At 68.6% G+C, this 13260-nt stretch carries 11 protein-coding genes and 1 riboswitch; of the genes, 5 read left to right on the top strand and 6 right to left on the bottom strand.

Going from position 1 to position 13260, the window contains the following annotated elements:
- Window positions 1-2: 2 nt before the first annotated feature.
- On the bottom strand, window positions 3-887 hold the full coding sequence (locus AC5QAB_RS02520) for a M23 family metallopeptidase (protein ID WP_495233137.1): 885 nt from the start codon (window positions 885-887) through the stop codon (window positions 3-5).
- A gap of 148 nt (window positions 888-1035) precedes the next feature.
- A riboswitch (SAM riboswitch) is annotated at window positions 1036-1154 on the top strand.
- Window positions 1155-1231: 77 nt separating this feature from the next.
- On the opposite strand from AC5QAB_RS02520, the gene metX reads away from it, so the two are divergent.
- Genes metX through AC5QAB_RS02505 form a run of 3 tightly spaced genes read left to right on the top strand, consistent with a single transcriptional unit; the run spans window position 1232 to window position 4559 of the window.
- Window positions 1232-2263, top strand: coding sequence for a homoserine O-succinyltransferase MetX (metX, locus tag AC5QAB_RS02515; protein WP_100450473.1), 1032 nt, complete (start codon window positions 1232-1234; stop codon window positions 2261-2263).
- Complete coding sequence (locus AC5QAB_RS02510; protein ID WP_046432019.1) at window positions 2260-3495, top strand: O-succinylhomoserine (thiol)-lyase; 1236 nt, start codon at window positions 2260-2262, stop codon at window positions 3493-3495. Before metX ends, AC5QAB_RS02510 begins: the two co-directional genes overlap by 4 nt.
- Window positions 3492-4559, top strand: coding sequence for a homoserine dehydrogenase family protein (locus AC5QAB_RS02505; RefSeq protein WP_032957054.1), 1068 nt, complete (start codon window positions 3492-3494; stop codon window positions 4557-4559). The genes AC5QAB_RS02510 and AC5QAB_RS02505 overlap by 4 nt, the downstream gene beginning before the upstream one ends.
- Window positions 4560-4669: 110 nt before the next feature.
- Here the strand turns inward: AC5QAB_RS02505 and AC5QAB_RS02500 are convergent, their stop codons facing one another.
- Together AC5QAB_RS02500 and AC5QAB_RS02495 are read right to left on the bottom strand one after the other, a co-directional pair.
- Window positions 4670-5665, bottom strand: a complete 996-nt coding sequence (locus AC5QAB_RS02500) for an alpha/beta fold hydrolase (protein WP_495233136.1) — start codon at window positions 5663-5665, stop codon at window positions 4670-4672.
- Window positions 5666-5868: 203 nt separating this feature from the next.
- Window positions 5869-7251 (bottom strand): L-serine ammonia-lyase, encoded by a 1383-nt coding sequence (locus tag AC5QAB_RS02495; RefSeq protein ID WP_006464040.1) that lies wholly within the window; start codon window positions 7249-7251, stop codon window positions 5869-5871.
- Window positions 7252-7350: 99 nt separating this feature from the next.
- Between AC5QAB_RS02495 and AC5QAB_RS02490 the strand changes: the two genes are divergently transcribed.
- A complete protein-coding gene (locus AC5QAB_RS02490) occupies window positions 7351-7581 on the top strand; it encodes a glutaredoxin family protein (RefSeq protein ID WP_049441297.1) in 231 nt (76 codons plus the stop codon).
- Between the two features lie 118 nt (window positions 7582-7699).
- On the opposite strand, the gene AC5QAB_RS02485 is transcribed toward AC5QAB_RS02490, so the two are convergent.
- Genes AC5QAB_RS02485 through AC5QAB_RS02475 form a run of 3 tightly spaced genes read right to left on the bottom strand, consistent with a single transcriptional unit; the run spans window position 7700 to window position 9489 of the window.
- Window positions 7700-8272: a YceI family protein gene (locus AC5QAB_RS02485; protein WP_495233135.1), complete on the bottom strand. Its 573-nt coding sequence runs from the start codon at window positions 8270-8272 to the stop codon at window positions 7700-7702.
- 3 nt (window positions 8273-8275) lie between these two features.
- On the bottom strand, window positions 8276-8848 hold the full coding sequence (locus AC5QAB_RS02480; protein ID WP_049441295.1) for a cytochrome b/b6 domain-containing protein: 573 nt from the start codon (window positions 8846-8848) through the stop codon (window positions 8276-8278).
- Complete coding sequence (locus AC5QAB_RS02475; RefSeq protein WP_126411266.1) at window positions 8845-9489, bottom strand: YceI family protein; 645 nt, start codon at window positions 9487-9489, stop codon at window positions 8845-8847. The genes AC5QAB_RS02480 and AC5QAB_RS02475 overlap by 4 nt, the downstream gene beginning before the upstream one ends.
- 164 nt (window positions 9490-9653) lie before the next feature.
- Here AC5QAB_RS02475 and AC5QAB_RS02470 point away from each other — a divergent pair, with 164 nt between their 5' ends.
- Window positions 9654-13196, top strand: coding sequence for a sensor histidine kinase (locus AC5QAB_RS02470; RefSeq protein ID WP_495233134.1), 3543 nt, complete (start codon window positions 9654-9656; stop codon window positions 13194-13196).
- Window positions 13197-13260 lie beyond the last annotated feature (64 nt).

The following is a 13260-nucleotide window of genomic DNA, read 5'->3' as shown; positions in this document are numbered from 1 at the left end:
GGTCAGCGCCCGGTACCGCCTTCGGCCTCGCCCTGGCGGGCGAACTGCAGCTGGCCCTGCTCGGCGAAGATGCGCACCGGCACCGAGCGCAGGCCCATGCCGCGGTTGACCTGCACCACGAAGTGCAGGTGCGGCGCACTGCTGTAGCCGCTGTTGCCAGACAGGCCGATCGGCTGGCCGGCCCCTATCGCCTGGCCACGACGCACGCGCATGCCGCCGGCCTGCAGGTGGCCGTACAGCGCCATGCTGCCGTCGCTGTGCAGCACGCGGATGAAGTTGGCGCGGGCACCATCGCGTTCGCGGTCCTGGCCGTTGCCACGGAAGCCATCCTGGATCTGCATCACCGTACCCTCGCGCGCGGCCAGCACCGGGGTGCCCTCCGGCAGTGCGAAGTCGACCGCGTCGCGGTTCTCCTCGTCGTCATGGCTGAATCGTCCCTGCGGCGCCTGGTCCACGCGCAGGCGCGCCGCATCGAATGGCAGGCGGTAGGCGACATCTTCGGCCTGTGCGGCCGGGTTGCCCGGCACCGACTGCAGGCGCAGATCCAGCATGCGGCCATCGATCGGGGCGGGCAGGTGGCCGACTACCAGGCTGCTGTCGCCCTGGATCAGCGACTCGACCGGGAGGCCTTCGACCGGGTGCCCGGGGGCGGCGCGCAGCTGGATCTGCAGCGGCCCTGCCAGCCCGTTGTCGATCCGGGCCTGCCATTGCGTACCGACCGGCTGCAGGCGCAATTGGGCCATGGGGGCGGCGCCCTCGGCACTGCCTGCGCGGGTGGCAGGGGCGGAAGTGGGAGCCAGTCCCCAGCCCTGGCGCCAGTCGCCGGCGTGTGCGGTCGCGCTCGCCAGCAGAGGCAGCAGCAGGCAGGACAGGGGCAGGCGCGACATCGGCGTTTCCAGCGGAATGGACCGCCCGGACTGTACCCGATCCTGAACAGGGCGACCGGGACGGCCTTCGCATAGCTGTCCCAAGAATATTCATCGCTTTATCCGCATGAAGGGATTGACAGCGCCGGAATGGGCTGGCATCGTGGCCCCACCATCGAGACCGGCAGAGGGACAGGCCCTTTGAAGCCGGGGCAGCCCGCAGGCGCGCAAGCGTCTGCGTAGGTGCCAAATCCTGCGGGGACCGTGGCGTCCACCGAAAGATGGTTCGAACCATGCACCACACGTGCATCTCGAACGCGGGCCCCGCGAAGGCTCGATGGCCGATTCCCCAACCGGATCCCGCCATGAGCTTCGCCGCCAGTACCGCCATTCGCCCCGAACCCTTTGTCCCCGTCAGCGTGCCGGTCGAAGACCGCGTGCATGCCGAGCGCGGTGAGTTCGCGGCGGTGCTGTCGATGCGCCACGCCGGCCCCAGCCCGGTGCGCCTGCGCTATGAGTGGGTCGGTCCGGCCAATGCACCGGTGGTGGTGCTGGCCGGCGGCATTTCCGCCCATCGCCACGTGGCGTCCAACACGCAGTTCAGCGAGAAGGGCTGGGCCGAAGACCTGGTGGGCAGCGGCCGCGCGCTGGATCCGCAGCAGCTGCGCGTGCTGGCCTTCGACTTCATCGGCGCCGACGGTGCACTGGATGTGCCGATCGATACCGCCGACCAGGCCGATGCCTTGGCGCTGCTGCTGGACCATCTCGGCATCCGCACGCTGAAGGCCTTCGTCGGCTATTCGTATGGCGCGCTGGTCGGCCAGCAGTTCGCGATCCGTCATCGTGCCCGCGTGCGCCAGCTGGTGCTGGCCAGCGGTGCGCACCGACCGCATCCGTATGCCGCCGCCTGGCGCGCATTGCAGCGCCGCGCGGTCGCGCTGGGCCAGCTGCAGTGCGGCGAAGACCATGGCCTGGCCCTGGCCCGGCAGTTCGCCATGCTCAGCTACCGCACCCCGGAAGAGTTCGGCGAGCGCTTTGATGCTGCGCCGGAGGTCATCAATGGCCGCGTGCGCGTGGCTGCCGAAGACTATCTCGACGCGGCCGGTGCGCAGTACGTCGCGCGCACGCCGGTGACCGCTTACCTGCGCCTGTCCGAATCAATCGACCTGCACCGCGTCGATCCCACCGCGATCCTGCCGCCGACCGTGGTGGTGGCCGTGGAGGGCGACCGCCTGGTGCCGCTGGCCGACCTGGTCGGCCTGGTCGAAGGGCTGGGCCCGCGCGGCAGCCTGCGCGTGCTGCGCTCGCCCTATGGCCACGATGCCTTCCTCAAAGAAACCGATCGCATCGATGCGATCCTCGCCACCGCCTTCCGCACTTCTGGAGAGTCCGCATGAGCCTGCACGCCAACGAGCCGTCCTGTAGTCGTACCACTGCCGCCGTCCGTGCCGGCATCGATCGGGACACCGCGCATGGCGCGGTCACGCCGCCGATCGTGCTGTCGTCGAACTTCAGTTTTGAAGGCTTCGGCAACAAGCGCCAGTACGATTACACGCGCAGTGGCAACCCGACCCGCGACCTGCTGGGTGAAGCGCTGGCCGAACTGGAAGGCGGCGCCGGCGGCGTCATCACCGCGACCGGCATGGGCGCGATCAACCTGGTGCTGAACGCGCTGCTGCAGCCGGGCGACACCCTGGTGGTGCCGCACGATGCCTACGGCGGCAGCTGGCGGCTGTTCAACGCGTTGGCAAAGAAGGGGCACTTCGAACTGGTCACCGCCGACCTGACCGATCCGCGAGCGCTGGCGCAGGCGCTGGCCACGCAGCCAAAGCTGGTGCTGGTGGAAACCCCGTCCAACCCGCTGCTGCGCATCACCGACCTGCGCTTCGTCATCGATGCCGCGCACAAGGCCGGTGCCCTCGTGGTGGTCGACAACACCTTCCTGTCACCGGCGCTGCAGCAGCCGCTGTCGTTTGGTGCGGACCTGGTGCTGCATTCCACCACCAAGTACATCAATGGCCACAGCGATGTGGTGGGTGGGGCGGTGGTCGCGCGCGATCCGGCGCTGCACGAGCAGCTGGTGTGGTGGGGCAACGCGCTGGGCCTGACCGGTTCGCCGTTCGATGCCTTCCTGACCCTGCGCGGCCTGCGCACGCTGGATGCGCGCCTGCGCGTGCACCAGGAAAACACGGCGTCGATCGTTGCCCTGCTGGACCAGCATCCGGCGGTCGGCGCGGTGTACTACCCGGGCCTGGCCGATCACCCGGGCCACGCCATCGCCGCGCGCCAGCAGAATGGCTTCGGCGCGATGCTGTCGTTCGAACTGGCGCACTGCGCCGGTGATGATCCGCATGCGGCGGTGCGTGCATTTGTGGACGGGCTACGCTGTTTCACCCTGGCCGAATCGCTGGGCGGCGTCGAAAGCCTGATCGCACATCCGGCCACGATGACTCATGCGGCGATGACCGCCGAAGCGCGTGCAGCCGCCGGCATCAGCGAAGGGCTGCTGCGCCTGTCGGTCGGCATCGAGGCCGAGCGTGACCTGCTGGCCGATCTCGGCGCCGCGCTGCAGCGCGCCGAAGCGGTGATCGATGCGGCCGCCCGCCGCAAACAGGTGGTGGACGCATGAGCGCACTCGCCGCTGACATTCCTGCGCTGGGGGCGGGACGCCTGGCGCTGCTCGGTACGGGCACGGTCGGTTCGGCCTTCGTACAGCGCTACCAGGCGCTGCAGGCACGCGGGTTGGAACTGCCCAGCGTGCAATGGCTGGCCAACTCGCGCACCGCGCTGGAGATCGATCGCGACCTGGCGCTGCCCTTGGAACTGGCACGTCGAGCCCCCCGCGATGGCCACAGTTCGCCACCATGGGCGAGCGCCGAAGGGCTGGAGCGTGGCGACGTGGTGGTCGATGCCACGGCCAGTGAAGACGTGGCCGCCCGTCACGTGCAATGGCTGGCGCGCGGCGTGCATGTGGTGACCGCCAACAAGCTGGGCCGGGGCGCGCAGCTCGCCCGCGCGCAGGCCATTGCCGAAAGCTGTGCCGACAGTGGCGCGCGTTATGGCGACAGTGCCACCGTTGGTGCCGGGCTGCCGCTGTTGAGCAGCCTGCGCGCGCTGGTGGCCGGTGGCGATCACATCCATGCCATCGAGGGCGTGCTGTCCGGCTCGCTGGCGTGGCTGTTCCATCGCTATGACGGCCAGTCGCCGTTCTCGGCGGCGGTGCGCGAGGCGCTGGCGGCCGGTTATACCGAGCCAGACCCACGCCTGGACCTGTCCGGCGAGGACGTGCGCCGCAAGCTGCTGATCCTGGCGCGCAGCAGCGGGCTGGCGCTGGATGCGTCGCAGGTACAGGTGGATTCACTGGTGCCTGAAGCGCTGGCAGCGTTGCCGCTGGAGGATGCCGTGGCTGCCTTGGAGCAGCTGGATGCGCCGCTGCAGGCGCGTTGGCAGCAGGCACGTGACAACGGCCGCGTGCTGCGTTTCGTTGGCCGTGTTGACAGCGAAGGTGCGCAGGTGGGCCTGCGCGAACTGCCGGCCGATCATCCGCTGGCGCAGGGTGCCGGCACCGACAACCGCGTGGCCATCCACAGCGATCGCTACCGCCGCCAACCCTTGTTGATCCAGGGACCGGGTGCCGGCGCGGAAGTCACTGCGGCCGCGTTGCTGGATGACGTGCTGCGGATCGTGGGTTGATCGCATTGTTCCTGTAGCGCCGAGCCCACGCTCGGCTGCTCCTGACAGAACCCCGGTCCTGCCGCATGAGCCGAGCGTGGGCTCGGCTCTACAGAGGGCACGCCTGCCGGTCAGCGGGACTTCAGGGCCTTCAACAACGCGCTGTTGAACTGCTTGGGTTCCTGCACCTGCGGCGAATGGCCCAGTTCGGCGAACTCGACCAGCGTCGCGCCGGGAATCGCTGCGGCCGCTGCTTTGCCCAGCACCGGATAATTGCCCAGCGTCGCCTTCACCGCAGGCGGCGCCAGGTCGCGCCCGATCGCGGTGCGGTCCTTCTGGCCGATGAACAGCGTGGTCGGCACCTGCACGTGCTTCAGTTCGTAGACCACCGGCTGGTTGAACACCATGTCCGAGGCCAGCGCCTGGCTCCATGCAACGGCCTGCTTGCCCGGGCCTTCGTACATGCCCGACTGCATCCGCGCCCACGGTTCGTAGGCCGGTTTCCATTTGCCGTCGTAGTACACCTCCAGCTGGTAGCGGCGGATGCTGTCATAGCTGATGTTCATTTCGCCGGCGTACCACGCGTCGACGCTGCGCCAGGGGACGCCCAGCGCCTTCCAGTCCTCCAGCCCGATCGGATTGACCAGCGACAGGCTGCGCAGGTCCTGCGGGAACATCAGCGCGTAGCGCACCGCCAGCATGCCGCCCATCGAATGACCGACCAGGTGCACCGGGACGTCACCCAGTTGCAGCTGTTGCAGCAGGGCATGGGTGTTGGCGGCCAGCTGCGCGAACGAATACTGGTAACGCTCGGGCTTGCTGGATTTGCAGAAGCCCACCTGGTCCGGGGCGATCACCCGATAGCCGGCGGCGACCAGTGGCTTGATCGATTCCTTCCAGGTGGCGGCACAGAAGTTCTTGCCGTGCAGCAGCACCACCACGCCGATGGGTGCCTTCTTCGGCGCGATGTCCAGGTAGGCCATCTCCAGCGGCTGCCGCTGCGATTCCAGCGCGAAGGTCTTCACCGGATAGCCGTAGTCGAAACCCTCCAGCCGAGGCCCGTAGGTGGGGGCGGCCAGGGCGGCCAGCGGAAGGCAGGCAAGCAGGGCGGCAGCGATCACGCGCATGGGGCAATCCGGGGTGGGGAAGCCCCGAGCCTAACCGGAACGCGGTGACGGTGTCGCCCGTACGGACAAGGGTGACCGGGTAGAGTCGACTGTTGGTCGACTGCTCTTCCCTCAGGCCGCGGAAATCCCGCGCTGCGCGCGATGGTCGACTGACAGTCGACTCTACCTGTGGCCCGTCGCCATCGCGCCGGAGCCGGTCGCCCTCAGCACTCGATGACGTTCACCGCCAGGCCACCGCGGCTGGTTTCCTTGTACTTGTCCTGCATGTCGCGGCCGGTATCGCGCATGGTCTTGATGACCTTGTCCAGCGACACCTTGTGCTTGCCGTCGCCACGCATCGCCATGCGCGAGGCATTGATCGCCTTCACCGCGCCCATTGCATTGCGCTCGATGCAGGGAATCTGCACCAGGCCGCCGATCGGGTCGCAGGTCAGGCCCAGGTTGTGTTCCATGCCGATTTCCGCGGCGTTCTCGATCTGGCTCGGGTTGCCCCCCAGCGCCGCGACCAGGCCACCGGCCGCCATCGAGCAGGCCACGCCCACTTCGCCCTGGCAGCCCACTTCGGCACCGGAAATCGAAGCATTTTCCTTGTACAGGATGCCGATCGCCGCCGAGGTCAGCAGGAAATCGAACACGCGCTGTTCGTTGGCGCCGGGGCAGAAGCGGTCGAAGTAATGCAGCACCGCCGGCAGTACGCCGGCCGCACCGTTGGTCGGTGCGGTCACCACGCGGCCACCGGCAGCGTTCTCTTCGTTCACTGCCAGTGCGTACAGGTTGACCCAGTCCAGCGTCGTCAGCGGATCGCGCATCGCCGCTTCCGGCTTCGACGACAGCTCGCGGTACAGCGCCGGTGCACGACGGCCGACCTTCAGGCCACCCGGCAGCACGCCCTCCTCGCGGATGCCGCGGGTGACGCACGACTGCATCGCGCTCCAGATCTCGCGCAGCTGGGCGCGGATCTCGTCTTCGCTGCGCCAGCACTTTTCGTTCTCGAACATCAGCTGGGCGATGCTCAGGCCGCTGCGTGCGGTCTGTGCCAGCAGCTCGTCGCCGCTCTTGAACGGGTAGGGCAGCGGGGTTTCATCGGGCACGATGCGGTCATCGGCTGCGTCGTCCTGGTTGACCACGAAGCCACCACCGACCGAGTAGTAATCGCGGGTGGCGATCACTTCGTCGTCGGCGTTGTACGCGGTGAAGCGCATGCCGTTGGTGTGGTAGGGCAGCTTCTGGCGCTTGTTCATGCCGAGATCGCGCTTCTCGTCGAAGGCGATCTCGTGCTGGCCCATCAGCTGGATGCGCTTGCTGCTGCGGATGCGCTCCAGGGTGGCCGGAATGATGTCCGGGTCGATCAGGTTAGGCCGTTGGCCTTCCAGGCCCAGCAGGATCGCCTTGTCGGTGCCATGGCCGCGGCCGGTCAAGGCCAGCGAGCCGTAGACATCGGCGCGGATGCGCGCGACCTCGTGCAGGCGACCCGGGTCGAGCAGCCAGCGATGGATGAATCGCTCGGCGGCCTTCATCGGTCCGACGGTGTGCGAGGAGCTCGGGCCAATGCCGATCTTGAAAACGTCGAACGTGCTGACAGCCATGGATGCCAAACTGCGGGTACCGGACAAGCGGCTATTCTAGCGGCTTGCCGGGCCATCCGATGGCTGCGGCGCAGCATTTCCGCCACGGGAGCCTGACTGGTGCTGACCCTGATCCAGCGTGACGATTGCCACCTGTGCGACCTGGCCCTGGCCGAGCTGGCCAAGGCGCGGGCGCCGGAGTTCGAATCGGTGTTCCTGGATGACCAGCCGGCGCTGGAAGCGCGCTATGGCACGCGCGTGCCGGTGCTGCGCGACGAGCGCGGCGAGCGCGAGCTGGACTGGCCGTTCGATGCGGCCACGGTGCAGGCCTGGTTGGCCGTCGATCGGTAGTGCCGGCCGCTGGCCGGCAACCCCTCTGTTCCCGGTGATGCCGGCCAGCGGCCGGCACTACCGGATGCGTTGCGATGCCCGGTGATGCCGGCCGCGGGCACGGCATCACCGGATGGTCTTATTTCGCGTCGAACTTCACGATCGTGCTGATCGCGGTGTCGTCCGGAATGGTCTTGGTATCGGCCCAGTCACCGCCGCCGACGCCGAAGTCCAGGCGCTTGACCGTGGCCTTGCCGGTCAGCACCGGCTGGGTGCCCGGCTTCCAGGTGAAGGTCAGGGTGACCGGCTTGCTGACGCCGCGCAGTTCCAGGATGCCATCGGCGGCGAACTGGTCGTTGCCCACGGCGCGGAAGCCCTTGGCGGTGTAACGCGCGGTGGCGAACTTGCCGACATTGAAGAAGTCGGCGCCCTGCAGGGTCGAGTCACGGTCGCTGTTGCCGCTCCTGGCGCCTGCCAGCGGAATCACCACATCCAGCGAACCGGCGGCCGGGTTGGCCGGGTCGAAGCTGAGCTTGGTGGCGAAGCCCGGGAAGCTGCCGGTGAACACTTCGCCGTCGTACTTGCTGGCGAACACCAGGATCGAGCCGGCACCGGGGGCCTGCGCATACTCCGCAGCGAGCGCCGGGGCGGTGGCCAGCATGCCGGCCAGGGCGGCAGCCACGGCGGCCGGAGTGGTCAGTTTCAGGTTCATCGGTCAGTCCTTCTGAGGGGAGGCGAGCCAGCCGCGCGGCAACATGCGGGACAGCGTTGCATCGCGCTGGAACAGGTGGTGGTAGAAGGCAGCGCCGGCATGGGCCAGCACTACCGCGATCAACAGCCAGAAGCCGTATTCGTGGAGGGCATGGGACACCGCGACGACCTGCGGGTCGGGGCCGCTCAGCTTGGGCACGTCGACCAGGCCGAACCAACGGAACGGGCGCAGGCCACTGGCCGAATCGTACAGCCAGCCCGACAGCGGAATGGCAAACATCAGCACGTACAGCAGCACGTGGGTGGCACTGGCGATGCGTTCCTGCCAGCTGGGCACGCCCGGCACCTGCTTCGGCGCACCGGCATACAGGCGCCAGCCGAGACGGAACAGCACCAGCGCCAGCACGGTGATGCCGATCGACTTGTGCGCGGTGTAGACCCAGAAGTACTTGGGCGTCTTGGGCAGTTCGCCCATGGTCAGGCCGACCACGCCCAGGGCGAGGATCAGCAGTGCGATCAACCAGTGCAGGAGCTGGCTGACACTTCCCCACGCGGCGGGGGTGTTCTTGGCGGTCATGAAGGGTCCTTGGGGGCCGTCGTGTGGTCGGAGTGTGGAACGGGAGCGGGAGTTCCCGGGGCGTCGCTGCGGTCGAGGGTGGCTTCGGCCTCGATCCGCACCTGTACCGCATCACCGATGACCCCCGGCCAGGCGGTGATGCCGAACGCGCGCCGGCTCAGCGTCGTGCTGGCGGAAAACCCGGCGGTGCGTCGGAATGGAGGGAGCGGGTAGCGCTTCAGCGCGTTGAGGGTCACGTCCAGGGTGACTTCCTGGCTGACCCCGCGCAGGGTCAGCGTGCCGATCACATGCGCACGCTTGGCGTCGATCGGTTCGACCCGGCTGGAGACGAAGCGTGCGCTGGGGAATCGCTCGCCATCGAGCAGGCTGCGGGCCAGCGTGGCCTGGTTCCACTTGGCGTCGCCAAGGTCCAGACGCGACACCGGAATGTCCACTTCCAGGGTGGCGTCGCGCCAGTTGTCGGGATCGAACAGCACGCGGCCCTCGCTGCCGGACACGGTGCCCATGGCCTGCGAGTAGCCCGCGTGATCGATGGAGAACAGCACCCGCGTGTGCACCGGATCGAGGCGATAGGTGTCGGTGGCCGCCCAGGCAGGGGCGGTGGCGAGCAGCATCGGCAGCAGGGCCAGGCAGGGACGCATCGATGGCGGGCTCCGGAAGGTGACGCTGTGATCATACGCACAGCCCCCTGCCAACGTTGCGTGCATGGCTGCAACAGTTCGTGGTGGTGCCGCCGCTGGAAACAGCCTGTTGCAGCCATGAACCCGGCCCTGTGTGACAATCGGCCCAGGACAGGGGGTTCAGGATGACGAGCGGCTGGCGCCGGTGGTGCCGTGGCATCGCAGGTATGGGACTGCTGCTGATGGCTTTGGCCACGGCGGCTGCGACCCTGGACATGGCAGAAACACCGCGCCTGCGCCGCTTCGGTGCCGCCGAAGGCTTGCCGTCACGCATGGTGGTGGCGCTGGCCGAGGATCGCCAGGGCCACATCTGGGCCGCCACCGATGGTGGACTCGCCCGTTATGACGGCAACAGCCTGCGGGTCTGGGAGCACGATCCGGAACAGCCGGGCTCGCTGCCCGGCAACGAGATCGAGACCCTGCTGATCGATCCGCTGGACCGGGTCTGGGTGGGCATCAACGGCAAGGGCGTGGCCCGCCTGGATGCCGACCGCGAGCGCTTCCGGACCTTCGACACGGTCAATTCCACCTGCCAGGGGCAGTTCTGGGCGCTGGCCTATGTCGACGACGCCTTGTGGATCGGGACCAACAACCATGGCGTCTGCCGGCTTGGCGAGGACGGCAGCGTGCGCCTCTACACCCATGACCCGGCGCAGCCGGGGGGCCTGCCCAGCAACAGCATCTTCACCAGCCTGGTCGATGCGCAGGGCCGCCTGTGGCTGGGCACCGAAGCGGGCGTGGCGCGTTGGAACGGCAGCGGATTCGAGCCGGTGGCCGCGCGGGAACTGGGCACGCTGAGCGTGCTCCGGTTGAGCCGGGATGCGGAGGGTTCGATCTGGGTCGGCAGCCAGAACGATGGCCTGTACCGCATCGATGGGCAGGACCGGGTCAGTCGTCCGCGATGGGCCGACAGCGCCCAGCTGCGCTCGGCCCTGGTCCTGGCCGATCGCCAGGGGGGCTACTGGGCTGGCACCTCCGATGGCCTGTTGCGGGGGGATGCGGCGGCGCTGCGCCGGCTGGAGGGCGACCGCGGCAGCGGCTTCCTGACCGCGCACAGCGGTGTGCTCGATCTGCTGCAGGACCACGAGGGCGGATTGTGGGTGGCGCTGCTGACCCAGGGCCTGGCCTATCTGCCACCGGACTGGCGGCGCTTCTCGATCTGGAACCAGCTCGACGGCAAGCCGCTGGACAGCCAGTACCTGTTGAGCGCGGCCAGCGATGGGAAGAACTACTACGTCGGCTCGGCGCGAGGGGTGTACCAGCTCGATGCGCAGGGCACCCTGCGCCTGCTGGCCAGCGACCGGCAGCTCGGCAGCGGCGTGGTGTGGTCGGTGCTGCCGCGCCCGGATGGGCGCCTGTGGCTGGGACGCGGCGGCCGCATCACCGTCTACGATCCGGCTACCGGCGCGCTGCGCGATCTGCGGATCGATGGCAGTGCCGACCTGCGCCAGCGCATCGACCTGATGCGGCAGGCGCCTGATGGCACGGTGTGGGTGTCGGTGATGGGCCTGGACCTGCAGCAGCGCGATGCAGATGGCCGGCTGCTGCACCGCTATCCGCTGGAGCATTTCCGCGGGACCGCCGATGCGCCGATCGAGCAGATCCGCTTCGACGCCCATGGCCGGCCCTGGGTGATGGGTGACATGGGCATCTGGCGCGAGCAGGCTGGACGCTTCGAGGCAGTACCGGGCGTTTCGCGCGGGCCCATCTACGACCTGGTGTGGATCGATCCGCAACAGTTGTGGCTGGCGCGCCAAGGCGCGTTCGAGCGCTACCAGTGGGATGGCCTGAGCCTGCGCCTGATCCAGCGCATCGACGGCAGTGCAGGCGTGCCGCCGGTCACCATGGGCGGGCTGGCGCTGGCCGGCAACGGCCAGCTGTGGGCGACGACGCCGCGCGGCCTGCTGCGTTGGGACCCGAAAACGCGGCGCCTGCAGCAGTTCAACGAGCGCGATGGACTGTCCGATGCGGAGTTCACCGGCCGGCCACCGGCAGTGAATGCAGATGGTCGCGTGCTGGCCGTCACCCAGACCGGGTTGGTTGCCTTCGATGTGAATGCCGACGACACGGTGCTGCCTTCTTCGTCGCTGGTGATCGCCGAAGTGCGCGTACGCCGCGACGACGCGCGCGGCTGGCAACCGTTGCCGCTCACCGGCACCCTGTTGCTGGGACCGGATGACCGCGATCTGCAGATCGATGCGCGGCTGCTGTCCTATGCCAGCCCGCAGGGCAACCGTTACCGCTTCCGCGTGCAGGGCTATGACCAGGACTGGGTGGAGCAGGGGGGCGATGGCCAGCGCACCCTGTCGCGGCTGCCGACCGGCAGCTACGTCATCGAGGTGCAGGCAGCGACCGCCCGGGGCGCGTGGACGCCTTCGCAGCAGTTGCAGGTGAAGGTGCTGCCGCCGTGGTGGCGCAGCGGCATGGCGATCTTCGGCTACATCCTGCTGGGGTCGCTGCTGCTGGTGGTCCTGGTCTGGTCGGTCCGCGCGCGGCTGCGCCGTCGCCAGCAATGGCAGCTGACGGTGCACAAGCAGCAGCTGGCCGAGCAGGCCTCGCAGGCCAAGAGCCGTTTCCTGGCCACGCTGGGCCACGAAGTACGCACGCCGATGACCGGCGTGCTGGGCATGAGCGAACTGCTGCTCGCGACTCCGCTGGATCCGGTGCAGCGTGGCTACGCGGGGTCGATCCAGCAGGCCGGCAGCCATCTGCTGCGGCTGGTCAACGATGCGCTGGACCTGGCCCGTATCGAAGCCGGGCGGCTTGAGCTGGATCTGCGTCCGTTCGACCTGGAGGAACTGCTCGACCAGGTGCAGGGCCTGATGCAGCCGATGGCGCAGCAGCGCCAGCTGGAATTCCGGCGTGGTGAAAACCCGGCAGGGCCGGTCAGTGTCAGCGGCGACGAGATGCGCGTGCGCCAGATCCTGCTGAACCTGCTCGGCAACGCCATCAAGTTCACCGAGCGCGGCCACGTCGGCCTGGCCGTGCGCCTGGAAGAGAAGGGCGGCCTGTGTTTCGAAGTGCATGACAGTGGCCCGGGCATCAATGCCGAGCAGCAGCAGCGCCTGTTCCATCGTTTTGAACAGGCCGACGGTCCGCGCACCGCGTCGCGCTACGGCGGCAGTGGCCTGGGACTGGCGATCTGCCAGGAACTGGCGGTGGCGATGGGGGGGCGTATCGAAGTGGACAGCCAGCCTGGCAAGGGTGCGCGGTTCCGCGTGCGCCTGCCCCTGCCCTGGACGCGCCAGGCCGCCAGCACCGCGGGCGAGGTGGCGGCCCTGCCGGAACTGCCGCCGCTGCGCATCCTGCTGGTCGAGGACGACGCCACGGTGGCCGAGGTCATCGCCGGCCTGCTGCGGGTGCGCGGGCATGAGGTGGTCCACGTGCTGCATGGCCTGGGTGCGCTGTCGGAGATCGCCACCGATGGTTTCGACGTCGGCCTGCTCGATCTCGATCTGCCCGCGCTGGACGGTACGGCCATCGCCCGCCAGCTGCGCACCATGGGCTATGAACTGCCGCTGGTGGCAGTGACCGCCCGTTCCGATGCCTACGCCGAAACCCAGGTGCTGGCCGCCGGCTTCGATGGCTTCCTGCGCAAGCCGGTGACCGGCGACCTGCTGGTGGCGGCCATCGCCCAGGCGCGTGCGAAACGGCAGGCGACTGCGTGACTGTGCCGGCGCCGGGCGTGAACGGCGCGACTTTCGGTTTACCATGCCGACGCCCGCAGCGCGG

Source organism: Stenotrophomonas sp. YJH_SMC_127, assembly GCF_059372445.1.
This window is presented reverse-complemented; position numbering and strand designations above follow the sequence as displayed.

What these genes read in the sequence shown, in the direction of transcription:
- AC5QAB_RS02520 (WP_495233137.1), bottom strand. Translation starts at nt 887, where the DNA reads ATGTCGCGCCTGCCCCTGTCCTGCCTGCTGCTGCCTCTGCTGGCGAGC.
- metX (WP_100450473.1), top strand. Translation starts at nt 1,232, where the DNA reads ATGAGCTTCGCCGCCAGTACCGCCATTCGCCCCGAACCCTTTGTCCCC.
- AC5QAB_RS02510 (WP_046432019.1), top strand. Translation starts at nt 2,260, where the DNA reads ATGAGCCTGCACGCCAACGAGCCGTCCTGTAGTCGTACCACTGCCGCC.
- AC5QAB_RS02505 (WP_032957054.1), top strand. Translation starts at nt 3,492, where the DNA reads ATGAGCGCACTCGCCGCTGACATTCCTGCGCTGGGGGCGGGACGCCTG.
- AC5QAB_RS02500 (WP_495233136.1), bottom strand. Translation starts at nt 5,665, where the DNA reads ATGCGCGTGATCGCTGCCGCCCTGCTTGCCTGCCTTCCGCTGGCCGCC.
- AC5QAB_RS02495 (WP_006464040.1), bottom strand. Translation starts at nt 7,251, where the DNA reads ATGGCTGTCAGCACGTTCGACGTTTTCAAGATCGGCATTGGCCCGAGC.
- AC5QAB_RS02485 (WP_495233135.1), bottom strand. Translation starts at nt 8,272, where the DNA reads ATGAACCTGAAACTGACCACTCCGGCCGCCGTGGCTGCCGCCCTGGCC.
- AC5QAB_RS02480 (WP_049441295.1), bottom strand. Translation starts at nt 8,848, where the DNA reads ATGACCGCCAAGAACACCCCCGCCGCGTGGGGAAGTGTCAGCCAGCTC.
- AC5QAB_RS02475 (WP_126411266.1), bottom strand. Translation starts at nt 9,489, where the DNA reads ATGCGTCCCTGCCTGGCCCTGCTGCCGATGCTGCTCGCCACCGCCCCT.
- AC5QAB_RS02470 (WP_495233134.1), top strand. Translation starts at nt 9,654, where the DNA reads ATGACGAGCGGCTGGCGCCGGTGGTGCCGTGGCATCGCAGGTATGGGA.